Raw genomic sequence first — 18,678 nt, forward strand, 5'->3', positions numbered from 1 at the left:
GAATAAATCTATTCAGCCCCTTTTTTATAGGTAGTCATGTCACTTCAAGTATTAAAGTTCAACCGCTTTAATTAACACCTTATTCGCTTCATTTACATTGTTTAAAGCCATTAATACTTGGCTAAACATCTTAAAGTCAACTTTATCCATTTTATCATGCTCCAACTGACTCAAACTATGAAACGCTTTACTCGACATTTCCCATTGCTTGGTTTGCCCAGCCACATGGGCAAGATAACTTAGCCAAACGCCGTTTTCCGGCTGTTTATGGAGGATTTTTTGAATATTGGCAATAATATCATCGGCTTTTGTCAGTGGTAGTGTTCGCAGTGCTTTCAGCAGTTCTGCGTTTGTGCCCGCTTTAATCAATGGCAACAACACTTTCTCTAAACCTTGTTGAATATTGTTCTGTGCTAATACGTTGGCATAACAAACAATGACAACCTCACGTTGTTTCACTTTTCTTGGTAAATTACTCCAATATGTAGCTAATTCATCGTTGCTTTGTTCGCGAATAATTCGATTGAATTGGCCACTGAATGCTTTCTCTTCCCACGCACGAATTTCACTATCTGAAATCGATTTTTCCTTTCGGGCATTCACTAAGTATTCAATCGCACTATCAAATTTGAGCTCAGCGATCGACAACGAAATTTCTAAGGCTAAAAACCTCGGTTGGTGACCAACATGACGATGAAAATCATTTAATAGGGAGCGCGCTTTTTCGTACTCTTTCATCGCCATGAGTGTGTTAATACGCACAAGTGCACTTTCAATATGGTGCTTAGTATTATCACTTGATTCTAAATATTGTAAGTAATGCAACACATTCGCTTTATTGCCTTGTTTTTGGGCCGCATCTGTTGCCAGCAAATAAGCAACCTCTTCATTGTTGATTGGCTCAGCGCTCTTTACTATTAACGTCTCAGCATTGGCGTAATCGCCTAAAATATATGAGGCAACACCTTTTCGAAAATCGCGTTTTGCTTTGCGTTGGCTGGCTAAAGAAAACTTTCGCCAAGCGCCAAAGCTAAAATTAACCCCGCCTTTGATCACACGTAATGCGATGAATAACGCAATGATTGAAAACACGAGTAAAAGTAGCGCTGTAACGACTGTTGATTCAATCGTGATATTACCCATCGCAATCAAAATATAGCCTTTCTCACCTATCAGCATTGGGCTGATGGCTACGGCAACGAGAAAAAGCAGAATGAAGAAGATTAAGCTTTTCATGCGTTACCCTCTTCACGTTCCTTTTGCGCGTCGTTATCACTGTTAGCAGGTTGTGGCATTGGCAGCTTTTCTAAAAGTGGCGCTTGTTTTGGTGCTTGATTAGGTGTTAATTCAAGGGTTTGTGATAATGCTTTCAATGAACGAAGTTTAGTCGGCAATGGTAAATCAATAATCGCTTCACTTAGCGAAGATAAACGGTTTTTGAAGTTAACGACTTTTACGCTTTCAATATCGTAATAGGTGTCAAGCCAGGCTTGCACATCATCAATGCTTTGTTTAAATAGTGTTGAATTCTTGCGAGTTACTGACCATTGGGCAACCTGTAATTTCAAACTTAAATTCTGTTGTAAATTTTGCTGTTGTTGAGGTGACAATAATGGCTCTACACTTGCTGTTCTTCGGCGCACAGTTATAAAGTCTTCCATTAAGCGCTGCCAAGATTTAGCCAAGTTTTCACGCCAGTCGTCTGTATTTTCACTTAACGTCAATTCTGGTTCGTCTTGCGCTGACTCTGGCGTATATGCCAGTGCTAATGGAAGCTGCTCAATCTGTTTTTCAAGACCAATTAACGCTAAAATAACAGACTCACTTTCCAACGCTGGTAGTAAAGAAAGTTGCTCGATGTCTTGATGAATGACTTCTCTAAGCGGAAGTAAGTTTGGATCATCTAATTCAATTAAACGGCTATCTGCATCGCGTAATAACGTAATAGCCCCTTGGCTATCATCTTCTAACCAAATGGCACGTGATGCTAGGCGCACTAAGTATTGGGCTTCGTGAAGCAACCAGTCACTTGAACGCATATCTTTCAAGGTATCAACGTCGCGAGCGAGCTGCTCTAGTTGTGATTGACCGCCAGCTTGGGCATTAGCTATTTGTTCTTCAATTAACGCTTTTTGCTGCTTGATGTTTTGCTGTTGTTTCGCAATGACAGAATCAACTTGGCGTAAACCATCGCTATGTCTTTGTTGAGCTTCACGGTTTGCTTGTTCTGTAAAGGCAATGAATTGCTGCTGATACCAGTAGAATACGCCAGCAACACCGCCTATAGCGATCAGCGCAACAAATAACGCGAATGCTGCTAATTTGTTGCCTGATTTTTTAACTTCAACTGACGGCTTAACCGTAGGTTTTTTAGTCACTGGTTTAGTCACTGGTTTAGTTACTTTAGGTTTAACCTTCGGTGCTACCTGTTTTGGTGTTGGTTCAGGCGTTTCGTCAACTTTTGGCGCTTGATCATTTTCGGTTAAGTCTTTGTCTGACGATTCAGGCGTTGTTTTTTTGTCGGTCATAATTACTTCCATTTTGGCAAGCTAACACTAATTCTTGGTTGCTTGCGCCATTGGCTAGAATAATGTGAGTTAGCTCTAGCTGCTTTGCTTTTTCGTATATCCGTGAACTGGCAACAACCCAAGTACATGATCTTTGCCAATAATTATCAGACGTTACTAATAAATTTGCCATCTTCTCTAGCATAGCGACACTTGTGCAGATAATAAAGTTTATGCCATCTTGGCGCCACTGGTTAGTTATTGGCAGTGAAAATGTTCGCCATAAGCGCTGATAACTTTGCAAGTAACTAACCTTAGCTCCACGGTTAGTCAGAGTGTCGAACATGAGCTCCCTGCCATTGTCACCTCTTACGATAACAATACGTTTATCGTGTACTTGGGTTAGAGCAGTAAGGGAAAGTACACCTTCACTATTTTGTTCCGTCGGCGAGATAGCCGATATACCTAAATTTGCGAGGGCTAATTTAGTCGCTTGACCAACAGCTATGAATTGACTAGCTTGCCAGCTATCAATAGGCTGTTGTGCATGGGCGTATTCAACGGCAGCAACAGAAACAAAAATAAAAATATCTGGTGATGGTGCAGTGGATCCTAATGGGTATGCTTGGTAAGAAAATAAAGGTGCTTCACACGCTTGCATGCCTTGAGCTTCAAGTAAGCTAACAAGCTCTCGACCTTTAGGTAAAGGCCGAGTAACAAGAATGTTGGCATTACGCTTGGTCATAAACCTGCTTTAAAATTTTATCAGCACCTAGCGAAAGTAGTTTATCCGCTAACGCTTTGCCCAACGCTTCTGCTTCATCTTGAGGCCCTGAAATCGACTGTTCAATTATTTCACTACCATCAATAGCGCCAACGAGTCCTTTTAAGTGAACCGTATCTTCTGCTAATGTTGCAAATGCACCAATAGGTACTTGGCAACCACCTTCTAATGCTCGGTTCATTGCACGTTCGGCTAATACTCGAATGCGTGTTTGCTCGCAGGCTAATGGTGCAAGTAAGGCTTTGATTTGCTCGTCGTCTGTTCGACATTCAATACCCACAGCACCTTGACCATTGGCTGGTAACATGACCTCAGGCTCGATAAATTCTCTAATGCGCTCTGGCATTTCTAAACGTATTAACCCTGCCGCAGCTAGTATGATGGCATCGTATTGACCATCATCAAGCTTCTTGAGCCGAGTGTTTACGTTGCCACGCAGGTCTCGAATATCAAGATCTGGACGTAACGCTTTGATTTGACACTGTCGACGTAAACTTGATGTACCAACGATTGCACCTTCAGGCAGTGCGGCTAAGCTTTCAATAGTATTGGAGACAAAGGCGTCACGAGGGTCTTCACGCGGACAAATAATTTCTAGCCCTAAACCGTCAGGAAACTCTACTGGAACATCTTTCATTGAATGCACCGCGATATCAGCGCGGTTTTCTAACATTGCTACTTCAAGCTCTTTAACAAATAGCCCTTTACCGCCGACTTTCGCTAATGGCGTATCTAAAATAATATCGCCCTTGGTGACCATTGGCACTAACTCAACATTAATATCGTCATGGAAATGTTCAAGTTGCGCTTTTACATATTCAGCTTGCCATAGCGCTAATGCGCTTTTTCGTGTAGCAATGCGTACAGTGGGTGTCATGAAACTACCTTTTATTTATTATGCACTTAATTCTATTTTTTCGTCTGCCTGAACGCTCGTTGCGTTAGACAAAAATTGCCAAAGCTCATCGCCAGCGCGTTTATCTCGCCATTGTTCATTTTCGTAAACAAAATGATGACCGTTGAATTTGGTAGCGACCCAAATTTCATGCAGTGGCGCCTGCTTATTTATGATGATTTTTGACCCGTTTTTAAAGGTGAGTGTTAGCATTGAGCCAACACCCTCGTAATCAATGTCTACACCACAATCTTCTATGGCTTCTTCAATTGCGAGCAATAAATCATCGGCAATTAAATTGTATTGGCTGTCGTTCATAATTATCCTTTAACTGTAGCGTTAGAGCAATTTTAATCACCTTAACACTGATATATGTCAAGTGAGTAAAATTCTTAGTATAAAAGCGATTATAAAACGTCTATCATGGTAAAAAAACTCGTAAAATTCATATGAACAAACAAAAAGTTATTTTGTCGGTTTGTGCCCTGTTGGTTTTAAGCTTATCTGGTTGCGGATTAAGTGGTGACCTGTATCAAGAACCTCCAGAGCAAAACAATTCAAACACCGCTTCACAGGAACAGTAATTCGTGGATTATTTCAATCGCCGTGGTGATTCGTTATATGCCGAGGCTTGCTCAGTTACATCGCTTGCAAACACTTACGGTACGCCGCTTTATGTATATTCTCGTGCCACGATAGAAAGACACTGGCATGCCTTTGATAATGCCGCAGGTGACCACCCTCATATGGTGTGTTATGCGGTAAAAGCTAATAGCAACCTTGCTGTGTTAAATACCATGGCTAGGCTAGGTAGTGGCTTTGATATTGTTTCTCAAGGCGAATTAGCTCGCGTCATTCAAGCTGGCGGTGATCCAAGTAAAGTGGTTTTCTCAGGTGTTGGAAAAACATCAAAAGAAATTGCCTATGCGTTAGGCAAAGGTATTTATTGTTTTAATGTTGAGTCTGCTGCTGAGCTTTCGCGTATCAATGACGTTGCGATTGCCGAAGGTAAAATCGCTAATATTTCTTTGCGTGTAAACCCAGATGTTGATGCGGGTACTCACCCGTATATCTCAACGGGTTTAAAAGAAAATAAGTTTGGTATTAGCATTGATGAAGCCATTAGCCTGTATCAAAAAGCAACGGCAATGCCAGGTTTGGCGGTGAAAGGTATTGATTGTCATATTGGCTCGCAATTAACTGAAATGGCGCCTTTCTTAGATGCTTTAGACCGAGTATTAGCGTTAATTGATCGCTTGGCTGAGTTAGATATTCAGCTTTCTCACCTTGATGTCGGTGGTGGGCTTGGTGTTTGTTATGATGATGAACAGCCTCCTCACCCTAATGATTACGCGAAGGCATTGGCGGAAAAACTTGAAGGTTATGATTTAACGCTGATCTATGAGCCGGGTCGAGCAATCATGGCTAATGCTGGTATTTTAGTGACCGAAGTTGAGTTTTTAAAAACGAATGAAGATCGCCATTTCGCGATAGTTGATGCGGCGATGAATGATTTAATTCGTCCGTCATTATATCAGGCATATCAAAATATTATTGAAGTTGAAACAGCACCTCGTGACCAAGTGAGTGAGCAAACTTATGATATTGTAGGACCAATCTGTGAAACAGGTGATTTCTTAGGAAAAGATAGAAAACTATCGATTACCTCAGGTGATTTACTTGCTGTGCGTTCAGCTGGCGCTTATGGTTTCACCATGAGCTCAAACTATAATTCTCGACCTAGAGCCGCTGAAGTGATGGTTGATGGCGAACAATCTCATTTAATTCGTGCGAGAGAAACCATTGAAAGTTTATGGCAAGGTGAGCAATTGCTGCCTGCGATGAATAAGAAATAAATAGAAGAGCACTATGTTAGTAAATTTCTCGAAAATGCACGGTTTAGGTAATGACTTTCTTGTCTTAGATAACGTTACCCAAAATGTGTTTTTGTCGAATGAACAAATTAAACAGTTGGCCAATCGACATTTTGGTGTTGGTTTTGATCAACTGTTAGTGGTGGAGCCACCATACGACCCCGATTTAGATTTTCATTACCGTATTTTTAATGCAGATGGTAGTGAGGTCAGTCAGTGCGGAAACGGTGCGCGATGTTTTGCTAAATTTGTTCGTTTGAAAGGTTTAACCAATAAAACGAAAATCAAAGTATCAACACAATCAGGCAAAATGACATTGTTTGTCGAACGTGACGGTAATATTTCCGTGCATATGCCAGTGCCTCAACTTGAACCAAACCAAATCCCTTTTCAAGCGCAGAAAAAAGAAGGGACCTACATCTTACTGACTGAAGAAGAAACTGTATTTTGTGGGGCTGTTTCAATGGGAAATCCTCATTGTGTGGTAACGGTTGAAGATGTTGACAATGCACCAGTAGAAACGCTTGGCGATGAAATCTCACATCATGAACGCTTTCCAAAACAAGCCAATGTTGGCTTTATGGAAATCGTCTCAGAAAAATATATAAAATTACGTGTTTATGAGCGAGGCGCGGGTGAAACCTTGGCGTGTGGCAGTGGCGCATGTGCTGCGGTTGTTGTTGGTCAAATCCAGAAAAAACTCGCTAACCAAGTAACGGTAGAGTTGCCAGGTGGTAAACTACGTATTTTTTGGAAGGGCCCTGGACATTCCGTCAAAATGTCGGGACCGGCAGTACATGTATTCGATGGACAATTACACTTATGAATAAAGACAACAACCTTCAAAATACCCATAAACGACTGCTTGCAGACATCGAAGGCGTTGCCGATGAAGTGATTGAAAAAGTGGGCGAACAAGCAACTGAACAACTTGTTGCTGATTTTATTAGCCAGCATCCAGACTTCTTTCAGCGCCATACTGATTTGATTAGTGGCTTACGATTACATGACGAACAACGAGGTGTTGTATCGCTTGTCGAGCGTCAGCAACAACTATTGCGTGAAAAAGTACAAAACCTAGAAGAAGAAATCACCCACTTAATGGTGACAGCTCAACAAAATGAGCGTTTGTTCTTTTTGTATAGTGATATGTATATGCGCATGATCGACTGTCAAAGTGCCGCCGAAATTATTGATTGTATTCATCAAGCGTGCACACAGTTATTATCGCTTTCAGATTGTAAGTTGTGGCTCAAAAATCATGCACTCGATCATCAAAACGTAAGCAAAAACGATTGCTTAGGCGTCATGCAAAACCGATTAACGAAAGAAGATTATTACTTTGGTCGCATTGTTCAAAATGAACAAGAACTGATCTTTTCAGAGTCATGCTCTGGCTCAGTAGTTTTAATTAAGCTTGTTAATAATGAAGAAGACTTAGGCTTCATAGCGATAAGCTCAAAAGATGCTGAGCATTTTGATCCAACGATGGATACCTTGCTACTTGAGCAATTTAGAAAGCTAGTGGGTAAATTACTTGGTCAACAACTTGAGTCGTAGCCGATGAAATTTTATCGACGATTGCTGCCGGTAAAAGCACTGAGCTTTGATCTTGATGACACCTTATACAGTAATCGAGAACATATGGTTGCCGCTGATGCGGCTATGAATCAATACTTCAACGAAGTACTCACGGCACATGGTTTACCTGCGCAGGATTATAGTGCGAAATTTTGGTGGCCATATCGTCAAGAAGTCGTAAAAATAACGCCTGAAATTAAACACGATGTAACGCAAGCGCGCTTTGTTATTTATCGCCATGCTTTGTGTCAACTTGGTTTAGATGAATCGCTTGCTAGTGAACTAGCCAAACAAGCGTTGAACTATTTCTTGCAACAGCGCAGCAGTTTCCATGTTGGCGAACAAGTACAAGAATTCTTAGCTAAATTAACGACAAAATTCCCATTAGTTGCTATTACTAATGGCAATGTTGATGTTGAGCGCGTTGGTTTGTCTCCCTATTTTCAGCATGTTTTTATGGCGGGGAATGGCAACTTACAAAAACCCGATGGTGATATGTTTCGTCAAGCCTGCCAAGCATTAGAGATAACACCTTCGCAATTGCTACATGTTGGCGACTGTGGTCGTGCAGATATTTTTGGCGCTATACGCGCCGGCTGCCAAAGTGTGTGGTTGAATCAATACGATGTTGGTAAACCGATTAAAGTGCTTCCTAATATCGAAATATCAAATATAGAACAACTTTTACGTTTACCTCACTAGGTAACTCGAGATCCCATAATGGACGTATCTGAATTAATTGATGGCTTAAATGATAAGCAACGCGAAGCTGTTGCTGCCCCATTACAAAATATGTTGGTACTTGCAGGTGCCGGCAGCGGAAAAACACGTGTTCTCGTTCATCGCATTGCGTGGCTGATGAAAGTAGAGCAAGCTTCAGCACATAGTATTTTAGCCGTAACCTTCACCAATAAAGCGGCAGCTGAAATGCGAGCGCGTGTTGAACAAACAACAGGTGGTGGTGTTCACGGCATGTGGATTGGTACTTTCCATGGTTTAGCGCATCGGTTGTTACGGATGCACTTCCAAGAAGCTAAGTTACCGCAAAATTTCCAAGTGCTTGATTCCGATGACCAATCACGACTGATCAAGCGCATTTTAAAAGCGCTAAATGTTGATGAGAAACGTTGGCCTGCAAAACAAATTCAATGGTACATCAATGGTAAGAAGGATGAAGGAATTCGCCCTCAACATATCGAACAAAGCTATGATCCAAGTGAACAAATGTTTGTTAAGGTTTATCAAGCTTATCAAGATGCTTGTGATCGTGCTGGCTTAGTTGATTTTGCCGAACTGCTGCTTAGAGCACATGAATTGTGGCTAAATAACCCCGTATTGTTGCACCATTATCAGCAAAGATTTCGTCATGTCTTGGTTGACGAATTTCAAGATACCAACGCAATTCAGTATGCTTGGTTAAGCTTGTTAGGCGCAGAACAGGGCAAAGTCATGATTGTTGGCGATGATGACCAATCTATTTATGGCTGGCGTGGCGCCAAAATTGAAAATATTCAACGTTTTTTGAAGGATTTTCCCGGCGCACAGACAATTCGTTTAGAACAAAATTACCGATCTACTGCGAATATTTTAAAAGCTGCAAACCATTTGATCAGTAATAACAACAATCGTTTAGGTAAAGACCTTTGGACGGAAGATGGTGAAGGCGAGAAAATTTCAATTTACACGGCATTTAATGAACTTGATGAAGCACGCTTTATTGCTGGTCGCATTATTAGCTGGCGAGAGCAAAATGGCTCATTAGATGATGTCGCCATTTTATACCGTAGCAATGCACAATCTCGATTATTAGAAGAGGCGCTATTAAAAGAGCAACTTCCGTATCGTATCTATGGTGGCTTACGCTTCTTCGAACGCCAAGAAATTAAAGATGCGCTGGCCTATTTACGCCTGATAGCTAACCGTGATGATGATGCTGCTTTTGAACGAGTCGTTAACACGCCTACTCGTGGTATTGGTAATACAACATTAAGCTTAGTAAGAGATGCCGCTAGAAGTCTTGAAATGACGATGTGGCAAGCATGTCAGCACATGCTAACTAACGAAGAACTTAAAGGTAGAAGCGCTAAAACAATAAAAGGATTTATTGATTTAATTGACCAGCTTGAAGACGATGCAATGCACTTAAACCTTGATCAGCAAGCAAACTTCGTTATTAAAAACAGTGGTTTGAAGGCCATGTACGAAGCTGAAAAAGGCGAACGGGCACAGGCACGTATCGAAAACTTAAATGAATTAGTGACTGCTTGCCAAACGTTTGAAAAAGATCCTGTTCTTGAAGAAGAAATGACAGATCTAAATGCTTTTTTAACTCATGCTGCACTTGAAGCTGGTGAAAGCCAGGCAGATGATTACGAGCCTGCTGTGCAATTGATGACGATGCACAGTGCTAAAGGTTTGGAGTTTAAATTAGTGTTTATCGCAGGCCTAGAGGAAGGCATGTTTCCATCGCAACAGTCAGCAGAAGAGATCGGTCGATTAGAGGAAGAAAGGCGATTATGTTACGTTGGCATGACACGCGCCATGGAGAAGCTATACTTATGTCATGCAGAGTCGCGTCGATTATACGGACAAGAAAAATATCATAAGCAAAGTCGCTTTATTCGTGAGCTACCAAGCGAGTGTATTGAAGAGATTCGATTACAGCAGCAAGTAAGTCGTCCTGTGGCAAGTGGCAGGTTTTCATCAACCTTTACAACGGAAAGTTTTGAAAATACAGGTTTTGCCTTAGGGCAACAGGTAATTCACGCCAAATTTGGCGAAGGGGTTGTACTAAATTATGAAGGTAGCGGTGCACAAAGCCGTATACAAGTGAACTTTGATCAGTTCGGCAGCAAATGGCTTGTTGTTGCTTACGCTAACCTTCAAGCAGTAAATTGAGAGTAGTTATACTATGGCAAGAAACTTATTAGTCGTTGAAGACAGTAAGCCGATCGCGTCGGTGATAAGACAAATTGGTGAAGCACTAGATTTTAATGTGGTATTAGCCAAAACGTTGTCTGAAGTAGAGTCAATTTTAAACTCAGATCACGAGTTTTTTGCAGCAACTATCGACTATGCGTTACCAGATGCGCCTGATGGACAGGCTATCGAGTTGGTATTAGCTCACCAAATTCCAAGCCTTGTATTAACGGGCAAAATGGATGACAAAACACGTGACCGCATTTTAGCACTACCAGTTATTGATTATATTCCAAAAGAAAATAGCCAAGCATTTTTATACTTGAAGCGAATTTTACATTGGCAAACAACGAACAGCAGTACAGGTGTTTTAGTCGTAGACGATTCTTTGTCGGCGCGTAAACACGTAACAGAGTTATTAAAGCGTCGAAATTTTAAAACCTATGGTGCCAAAAACGGCGTGGAGGCGTTGGAAATTTTAACGGCCAATTCGAACATTAAAATGGTTATTACTGATTTAGAAATGCCAGAAATGGACGGTATTGCTTTAACCAATGAAATTCGTAAATCGTATAACCGTGACCAGTTGTCGATTATTGGTATTTCTGGTGCTGCTTCAGGGATTCATTCTGCTCGATTTATCAAAAATGGCGCTGATGACTTTTTAAGAAAGCCTTTCTGTCCAGAAGAGTTTTATTGTCGAATCACTCAAAATATTGAGAGCTTGAATCATATTGAGCAAATAAAGCATGCGGCTAATACGGATTATCTAACAGACCTACCTAATCGTCGTGCATTTTTCCAACAAGCACAGCAATTGGTTGCTAAGTGTTTAAAGTCGAACGTACCTTATTGTGCAGCAATGATTGATTTAGACCATTTTAAATCAATAAATGACAATTATGGCCATGAAGCGGGCGACCATATTTTAAAAGTTGTCTCGTTATATATGCGAAAGTATTTAGGCTCGAGTGTCTTAGGTCGTATGGGGGGAGAAGAATTTGCTGTTGTTTTAGCTGGCCTAAACGAAGATCAAATGTATGCAAAATTAGATGACTTCCGTCGAGAATTATCAATTCAGCAAATTCCGTTTGAAGACAATGCGGTATCGGTTTCGGTAAGTATTGGCGTAGCTATGAACACTAAAGCTGGCGTAGCACAGCAATTAAACTTAGCTGACAAAGCGCTTTATAACGCGAAGGAAAATGGTCGAAACCAGGTTGTTGTTTTTGGTGATGATAACGAATAAGCGTTTATAAATTGAGTTAAGCCCGCTAACTAGAGCGGGCTTTTTTTTGCCTGCGATAAGAGTCGTAGCTATAGGTCGCCAATGCGCTCCAGATAAAAGCAAAAGTCAGTAACTTAGCCAAAGAGAGCGGTTCTTCGTAATGAAATGTAGCCAGCAAAAACATAATACTTGGACCGATATATTGGAAAAAACCAAGTGTTGATAAAGGCAGGCGTTTTGCAGCAGCCGTAAAGCATAATAAAGGGGCTGTCGTAACAATACCGGCACAAATGAGCAAGGTATTTAGGGTAGCTGAATTAGCAAACATATTAACGGTAGGGCTTTCTATAAAGTAGACCCATGCCAAAATCGCAATCGGCAGCATCAATAACGACTCTAAAAACAAACCAATAAACGTATCAACGGCAAGCTTTTTTCTGATTAAGCCGTAGAAAGCAAACGAGCCAGCAAGGGCAAAAGATATGACGGGAATTGAGCCGAGCATAATGATTTGAATCGCAACACCAATAACGGCTAATGCAACGGCGACAACTTGCAATTTTCGTAATTTTTCACCAAGAAAAATCATGCCTAAAGCGACATTAAGTAGGGGGTTTATGTAATAACCTAAGCTGGCATCCAAGAGATGATCATTGTTGACAGCCCAAATAAAGAGAAACCAATTTCCTGCCAGTAACGTGGCGCTAACGGTTAGTGTCAGCAATGTTTTTGATTGCTTAATTGCTTTGAACATTGCTGGAATTTTTCGCATAGCAATCAATAGAATCAGCAGTAGTAATGATGACCACACTATTCGGTGAACCAAAATTTCACCTGAAGCGATATCAGCAATTAACTTAAAATATAAAGGTGCAAAGCCCCACATTGAATAGGCTGCAACTGCATTTATTATTCCAGAGCGAGTCTCGTGAGCTGTCGTCATATTTACTTGATTAAAGAGCAATAAAAAGAGGCGCATCATAGCACTGTGCTAGCATTTTGGATACGTTGATATCAAGTTATTAACACGTTGAATTAAGACATGCGAAAAACAAGAATAATCACTATATTTCTAGCGGCAGTCAGGTAAAATGTCATTACTCATATCCATCTGTTCAGTAACTGTGTCAGCACCTCTAGCATTTTCATTAGACGAAATTACCCAAGCGCTTAAACATCAATTTGGTTATTCAACTTTGCGTGAAGGCCAAGCTGAAGTTATTGAAAGTGTTTATCAGGGCAGAGATGCGCTAGTACTGATGCCTACCGGCGCAGGTAAATCACTATGTTATCAATTGCCTGCAAGCCTATTGCCAGGTTTAACGATTGTCGTTTCACCACTAATCGCGTTGATGAAAGACCAAGTTGATGGTTTAGTGCGTCAAGGTATTGGTGCAGCCTATATCAACTCAAATGTTGATCAACAAACGACGAAGCAGATTTTTGAGGGTATTGCCCATGGTCAAATCAAATTACTTTATGTAGCGCCAGAGCGTCTTAACAATCATTATTTTTTAATGGGTTTGTCAGATTTACATATTAGTTTATTTGCAATCGATGAAGCACATTGTATCTCCCAATGGGGTCATGACTTCAGACCTGCTTACACCAATTTACGCTTAGTTAAAGAGCACTTTCCTCAGGTGCCTGTTATGGCATTAACGGCAACAGCAGATGTCGCAACGCGCAAAGATATTCTTAGCCAACTTAATTTAATTGATCCATACATCCACTTAGGCTGTTTTGATCGACCAAACATTCGATTGACGTTGGCAGAAAAATACAACGGTGATCAGCAAATTACCCGTTATATCAAAAAACAGAACCAAGACAATGGCGTTATCTATTGTAATAGTCGCTGGCAGGTTGAACGGTTAACGGAATACTTAAAAGGGCAAGGGATTGATGCTGATGCTTATCATGCTGGCTTGCCAATAGAGATCCGAAACAGTGTTCAAGATCGATTTATTAAAGACCAACTACAAATCGTCGTGGCAACAGTCGCGTTTGGTTTAGGTATTAATAAGCCTAATATTCGTTTTGTTATTCATTTTGAGCCGCCAAGAACGCTTGAATCATATTACCAAGAAATTGGTCGTGCTGGGCGCGATGGCTTGCCGGCAGAAGCATTAATTTTACATGATGATAAAGATGTAGAACGCATTAAAAAGCGCATCAATGATGGTGACAACGAACAACGTGTTGATGTTGAAATGCAACGCTTTCAAGCGATAAACGGGTTTGTTGAAGCGCAAACTTGTCGACGTAAAGTGGTATTGAACTATTTTGCACAATTTACCAAAGAGGCATGTGGTAATTGTGATATTTGCCTTGATCCACCAAGTCAATTTGATGCAACAAAAGTTGCTCAGATGGTGCTCTCTTGTGTTTATCGCATTAATCAAACGGGCGATATTAAGTACGTCATTGATGTGTTGCGTGGCGTCACGAATGACGCGATTAAAAAACATGGTCATGATCAGGTATCAACCTTTGGTATTGGCAAAGATAAAACACCGGGCTATTGGTTCTCTATTATTCGTCAACTTATTCACTTAGGTTATCTGCAGCAAGACATTACGAATCGCTCAGCGCTTTGCTTAACGCAGGCTTCACACGGAGTATTGAAAGGCCAAGAACCACTTATGTTAGCTTCTCCACGTTTACAAAATGCGAGCTATTGGCGCCACGATCAAAAAGAGAAGAAAGTTTATGATCGCCAATTATTTAGCAAGTTACGACACTTACGTAAAACAATCGCTGAAGCTGAAGATATTGCACCATACATAGTATTCAACGACGCGACTTTATCTGACATGTCAAAAATAAAACCAACAACATCACAAGCAATGTTAACCGTGTCAGGGGTCGGTGATACGAAGCTATCACGCTATGGTGATGCCTTCTTATCGGTTATACAAGAGCATCTGAATTAATAACGAATACAAAAAAAAGCGCCCTAAAGGCGCTTTTTTACAAAAAGAGTTGGCTTATTTTAAGCTAGCGAAGTAAGCAGCTACGTGCTCAATATCTTCGTCAGCAATTGCCATAGCCATAGGTGCCATTACTGGGTCTTTACGAGCGCCAGATTTAAAATCACGTAGTTGCTTTGCAATATACGCTTCTTTTTGGCCTGCTAGGTTTGGATACATTGGAATAGCAGAAATACCGTTAGCACCGTGACACGCTGCACAAGTTGCTGATTTAGTTTTGCCGATTGCAGGGTCGCCTGCGAATGCTGGAGAAGCCATAACAATTGTTGCTGCTGCAGCTAAGATCATTTTTTTCATAGCTAATATCTCTCTTTTAAAAATAAATATAATTTTTCTATTAACAATTATAGGGAAAAACAACATGCCTGTCGTTGATTATTTTTATCGTTCTTTAGTGAACTTTTTGTTCTAAAACAAAGTATCATACGAATATTGCTACTTTTGCTAGGAAAATAATGGCAACGCAACGCAACTTTTCATTTACCAATCGATTTTATAACGCAATCCCTGTGGCTTATCAATATGCTAAGGTCTCGCCTTTTAGCAATAACCACCTCGTTTGCGTTAGCCCCGCGGCCCTAAAAACCTTGCACCTTGATGATAATGTCACTCAACAAGATGATTTTCTTGCTTTTATTAGTGGGCAAAAGTTGCCTGAACAGGGCTATAGTATTGCACAAGTTTATGCAGGTCATCAGTTCGGCCAGTTTGTCTCTCAACTAGGCGATGGTCGTGCATTAGGGATTGGCGAAATACAAACGCCAGATGATAAGTACTATGAATTACAGCTCAAAGGCGCTGGTGTAACACCATACTCTCGACACGGAGACGGTCGAGCTGTGCTGCGCTCTACAATTCGTGAGTTTTTAGCTAGTGAGGCGTTACATCATCTCAATATACCAACAACTCGAGCGTTGGCTATTACCAGTACATCTGATGTTGTCTATCGGGAAAAGCCAGAACCTGGAGCTATATTAACGCGCTTTGCTGAAAGTCATATTCGATTTGGTCATTTTGAATACTTCTTCCATAGCAATGATATAGAAACGCTCAACCAACTAGCGGATTTTTGTTTAACTCATTATTTTACAGAAGCTAATGACGCTGAGGATAAACATTTAGCGATGCTCCTTGAGATCGTTAAACGGACTGCTCATTTGATTGCCAAATGGCAGTCGGTAGGCTTTACTCATGGCGTGTTAAATACGGATAATATGTCGATACTAGGGTTAACAATTGATTATGGCCCATTTGGTTTTCTAGATACTTACCAACCAGCGTTTATCAGTAATCATTCTGATCACACCGGCCGTTATGCTTTTGAACAACAACCCAATATCGGATTGTGGAACTTAAATGCCTTAGCGTATACGTTTTCTGCATGGTTGAGTGCTACCCAAATCAGAGGCGCATTAGCAACGTATGAGCAGGAACTTGTAGCGCATTATAACGAGCTAATGGCAACGAAGCTGGGAATAGAAAAATGGCAGGACAGTGATAATCAATTGTTAGGTCAGCTGTTTGCCTTGATGGAGCAACAACAAGCCGATTATACGCGCGTGTTTAGAATGCTGAATCAAGTGAGTTGCTCTGATCAAAATAATCAGGCTTGCCAAGCGTTATTGGCTGAATTTAGCGACTCAGGCCCTATGGTTAAATGGCTTGAAAGCTATCGCACTAGACTACTTGCTGACACTATGAATGAAAGTAGTCGTATTCAACGTCAAAATAACGCTAACCCTAAATACATATTGCGCAACTATCTAGCGCAAAGTGCAATTCAAAGTGCTTATGTCGGCGATTATCAGGAAATTTCTCAACTCACCGCATTATTGTCAAAGCCATTCGACGAGCAAGTTCGTTACAATGCATACGCGAAGACGGCACCAGATTGGAGTAAGGAGTTAAATATTTCATGCAGCAGTTAATCCAGCAGTTTAATTATCAAAAAAATGAAGATAAACCCTTTATATTACTCGGTTTCCAGTTGCCATGGGATCAAGATGATATTGGAGATTTAATCGCCTGCGTTTTTAACTGCATTGGCAAAGGCCAAGTTATTGAGCATGCTTTAGGCGCTGATTTAGAAACTGTGCATTTTAGACTCGACAATGATGATTATTTGTTGAATTTCGAAGTATATAGTCAGTCTTGTTGGTTAGAAGTGGTGAACCAGGAAGATAGTCACGCGCTACTTCATCTCTATGAAAACAATAAAATATAAATTGGCGAAAAAATAAACTATAGCTATACTAGATTGAATGGCGTAAAAAATATAACTCTTAGAAGTTTTTACAATAATCAAATGAAGTATCGTGTTACTGATTACATCCTACCTATACTAGCTCCCTTGATGGTTTATATTGTCATCTTGGTCGGGTTCGTGTGGCAGCACGAGCAAAATAATGAGCAACGCGTACGATACAGGCTTATTGAAATCGTCAATGTTCTGCTCGCATCACAAGACAATAGAGCATCAACATTAGATGAAATAAAGTTAGCGCCGGATCAACAAGTTAATCAACAATTTAAAAAGCTTCAACATAAAAAACAACTGCCAGACGCACTCGCGTTCAATGTCATCTCTGTAGATAAACCCTTTAAGAATAGTTCATTTAGTGACTCAGATAATTTTACTATTAGTCACGAAGTCTTAAATCTTTCTGCGTTAGCACGCCCTGTATTTTTAACCTCAACTGACTACTGGCACTATATTAGCCCCCTCAATAAAGAGTCTTCTTTATTACTCTCACTGAGTAAAAATGAGGCGCAATTTGCATGGCATAACGATCAGCAACTTATCGTTAGAGTCGCTATTTCAACGTTAGCCGTGATCTTGTTAATGTTATTTGGTTTTAGGAAATATATAAATATTTCTGTAGAGCAGGCTAAACAGATTCAAGAACATCAAGTTAACGTCCGAACACGTGAAATCACCTTGATGCATGAGCTCACTTCTTCGATAAATCAGCTTGATAATTTGGCGCAAGCGGCTAATGAAATTAAGCGCGCATTTCCGCATATATTTGTTGGCTATTCTGGCTCTATTTTGTTTGTCGAATCGTCAAATTCAGCACTAAAACCCTTTGCAAGTTGGGGGCGAAATAGCGCTTATACAAGTCGTGTGTTAATGACAGATGCGTGGCACAAATCACACCGCACCAAGCAACTAATGAATCACTTTTATTCTGTGCGGAACCGATCGCTAATTGTCGCATTGATGAATGGCAGTGAACAATATGGCGCACTGCATTTAAAACATGATCGCAATAGAATTTGCAAAGAAGATATCGAGCATATTATTAAGTATGTCTCTCAATTGAATATTGCTTTAATCAATCTACAGCTAAAGACTGATTTAAAAGAAAAAGTTATTCGAGACCCGCTGACCAACTTGTACAATCGCCGATTCTTAACCGAAGCTTTAGAAAAAAGTTTAAGTGGTGCAATTCGCTATAAATCGACACTGGCTATTTTGATGATTGATTTAGATTACTTTAAACGGCTCAATGATAATTATGGGCACGATGTTGGCGATTTAGTGTTGAAAATGGTTGCTGATGTCTTTAAACACAACTTACGCCTTTCTGATGTTGCTTGTCGTTACGGTGGTGAAGAGTTTTGTATTATTTGCCCCGACACCAATTTACGAGAAGCGTACCTGTTAGCTGAGAAACTGCGAGAGCTCATTGAAGACTTAGTTATTTGCCATCAGCAACAACAAATAGATACATTAACGACATCTATCGGTATTGCAATGTATCCAAGAAATGGTGTTACGGGTACTAAACTGCTACATTTGTCTGACCAAGCTTTATATCAAGCGAAAAACAACGGTCGAAATCAAGTTGTTGTTTGTGAAGTAGAAGAGCAACATCAAGATCAAGCAAACTAGCC

General features: G+C 40.6%; 18 protein-coding genes. 11 read left to right on the top strand and 7 right to left on the bottom strand.

What is annotated here, in order from left to right:
* Positions 1–51: 51 nt before the first annotated feature.
* The 5 genes from QQK02_RS00620 to cyaY are packed head-to-tail and all read right to left on the bottom strand — an operon-like array spanning position 52 to position 4,504.
* The gene (locus QQK02_RS00620; RefSeq protein WP_284205991.1) at positions 52–1,236 is read right to left on the bottom strand and encodes a heme biosynthesis HemY N-terminal domain-containing protein; all 1,185 of its coding nucleotides are present in this window, start codon (positions 1,234–1,236) and stop codon (positions 52–54) included.
* Positions 1,233–2,528 carry a uroporphyrinogen-III C-methyltransferase gene (locus QQK02_RS00625; RefSeq protein WP_284205993.1) on the bottom strand — a complete coding sequence of 432 codons (1,296 nt, stop codon included), beginning with the start codon at positions 2,526–2,528 and terminating at the stop codon, positions 1,233–1,235. The genes QQK02_RS00620 and QQK02_RS00625 overlap by 4 nt, the downstream gene beginning before the upstream one ends.
* Positions 2,503–3,252 (bottom strand): uroporphyrinogen-III synthase, encoded by a 750-nt coding sequence (locus QQK02_RS00630; protein WP_284205994.1) that lies wholly within the window; start codon positions 3,250–3,252, stop codon positions 2,503–2,505. The genes QQK02_RS00625 and QQK02_RS00630 overlap by 26 nt, the downstream gene beginning before the upstream one ends.
* Positions 3,239–4,168 (bottom strand): hydroxymethylbilane synthase, encoded by a 930-nt coding sequence (hemC, locus tag QQK02_RS00635; RefSeq protein ID WP_284205995.1) that lies wholly within the window; start codon positions 4,166–4,168, stop codon positions 3,239–3,241. Before hemC ends, QQK02_RS00630 begins: the two co-directional genes overlap by 14 nt.
* An 18-nt stretch (positions 4,169–4,186) precedes the next feature.
* The gene (gene cyaY / locus QQK02_RS00640) at positions 4,187–4,504 is read right to left on the bottom strand and encodes an iron donor protein CyaY (protein ID WP_284205996.1); all 318 of its coding nucleotides are present in this window, start codon (positions 4,502–4,504) and stop codon (positions 4,187–4,189) included.
* A 131-nt stretch (positions 4,505–4,635) separates the two neighbouring features.
* Here cyaY and lptM point away from each other — a divergent pair, with 131 nt between their 5' ends.
* The 7 genes from lptM to QQK02_RS00670 are packed head-to-tail and all read left to right on the top strand — an operon-like array spanning position 4,636 to position 11,809.
* Positions 4,636–4,770: an LPS translocon maturation chaperone LptM gene (gene lptM, locus QQK02_RS16415; RefSeq protein ID WP_407704988.1), complete on the top strand. Its 135-nt coding sequence runs from the start codon at positions 4,636–4,638 to the stop codon at positions 4,768–4,770.
* Between the two features lie 3 nt (positions 4,771–4,773).
* Positions 4,774–6,042, top strand: coding sequence for a diaminopimelate decarboxylase (gene lysA, locus QQK02_RS00645; RefSeq protein WP_284205997.1), 1,269 nt, complete (start codon positions 4,774–4,776; stop codon positions 6,040–6,042).
* A gap of 13 nt (positions 6,043–6,055) precedes the next feature.
* Positions 6,056–6,886, top strand: a complete 831-nt coding sequence (dapF, locus tag QQK02_RS00650) for a diaminopimelate epimerase (protein WP_284205998.1) — start codon at positions 6,056–6,058, stop codon at positions 6,884–6,886.
* Positions 6,883–7,620, top strand: coding sequence for a DUF484 family protein (locus tag QQK02_RS00655; protein ID WP_284205999.1), 738 nt, complete (start codon positions 6,883–6,885; stop codon positions 7,618–7,620). Before dapF ends, QQK02_RS00655 begins: the two co-directional genes overlap by 4 nt.
* Positions 7,621–7,623: 3 nt before the next feature.
* Positions 7,624–8,343, top strand: a complete 720-nt coding sequence (locus QQK02_RS00660; RefSeq protein ID WP_284206000.1) for an HAD-IA family hydrolase — start codon at positions 7,624–7,626, stop codon at positions 8,341–8,343.
* Positions 8,344–8,361: 18 nt separating this feature from the next.
* Entirely contained in the window at positions 8,362–10,539 is a 2,178-nt protein-coding gene (gene uvrD, locus QQK02_RS00665; RefSeq protein ID WP_284206001.1) for a DNA helicase II, read from the top strand.
* A 13-nt stretch (positions 10,540–10,552) separates the two neighbouring features.
* Positions 10,553–11,809, top strand: a complete 1,257-nt coding sequence (locus QQK02_RS00670; RefSeq protein WP_284206002.1) for a diguanylate cyclase — start codon at positions 10,553–10,555, stop codon at positions 11,807–11,809.
* Between the two features lie 25 nt (positions 11,810–11,834).
* Here QQK02_RS00670 and rarD read toward each other — a convergent pair whose 3' ends face one another.
* A complete protein-coding gene (gene rarD / locus QQK02_RS00675; RefSeq protein ID WP_284206003.1) occupies positions 11,835–12,770 on the bottom strand; it encodes an EamA family transporter RarD in 936 nt (311 codons plus the stop codon).
* A 109-nt stretch (positions 12,771–12,879) separates the two neighbouring features.
* Between rarD and recQ the strand changes: the two genes are divergently transcribed.
* The gene (gene recQ / locus QQK02_RS00680) at positions 12,880–14,724 is read left to right on the top strand and encodes a DNA helicase RecQ (protein WP_284206004.1); all 1,845 of its coding nucleotides are present in this window, start codon (positions 12,880–12,882) and stop codon (positions 14,722–14,724) included.
* A gap of 54 nt (positions 14,725–14,778) precedes the next feature.
* Here recQ and QQK02_RS00685 read toward each other — a convergent pair whose 3' ends face one another.
* Positions 14,779–15,078: a c-type cytochrome gene (locus tag QQK02_RS00685; RefSeq protein WP_284206005.1), complete on the bottom strand. Its 300-nt coding sequence runs from the start codon at positions 15,076–15,078 to the stop codon at positions 14,779–14,781.
* 158 nt (positions 15,079–15,236) lie between these two features.
* On the opposite strand from QQK02_RS00685, the gene QQK02_RS00690 reads away from it, so the two are divergent.
* The 3 genes from QQK02_RS00690 (at position 15,237) to QQK02_RS00700 (ending at position 18,676) form a co-directional block, all read left to right on the top strand.
* Positions 15,237–16,709: a protein adenylyltransferase SelO gene (locus tag QQK02_RS00690; protein ID WP_284206006.1), complete on the top strand. Its 1,473-nt coding sequence runs from the start codon at positions 15,237–15,239 to the stop codon at positions 16,707–16,709.
* Positions 16,697–17,005 carry a DUF3630 family protein gene (locus QQK02_RS00695; RefSeq protein WP_284206007.1) on the top strand — a complete coding sequence of 103 codons (309 nt, stop codon included), beginning with the start codon at positions 16,697–16,699 and terminating at the stop codon, positions 17,003–17,005. The genes QQK02_RS00690 and QQK02_RS00695 overlap by 13 nt, the downstream gene beginning before the upstream one ends.
* A gap of 159 nt (positions 17,006–17,164) precedes the next feature.
* The gene (locus tag QQK02_RS00700) at positions 17,165–18,676 is read left to right on the top strand and encodes a GGDEF domain-containing protein (RefSeq protein WP_284206008.1); all 1,512 of its coding nucleotides are present in this window, start codon (positions 17,165–17,167) and stop codon (positions 18,674–18,676) included.
* Positions 18,677–18,678 lie beyond the last annotated feature (2 nt).

The sequence above is a fragment of the Thalassotalea eurytherma genome (assembly GCF_030161415.1).
Lineage (GTDB): Bacteria > Pseudomonadota > Gammaproteobacteria > Enterobacterales > Alteromonadaceae > Thalassotalea_G > Thalassotalea_G eurytherma.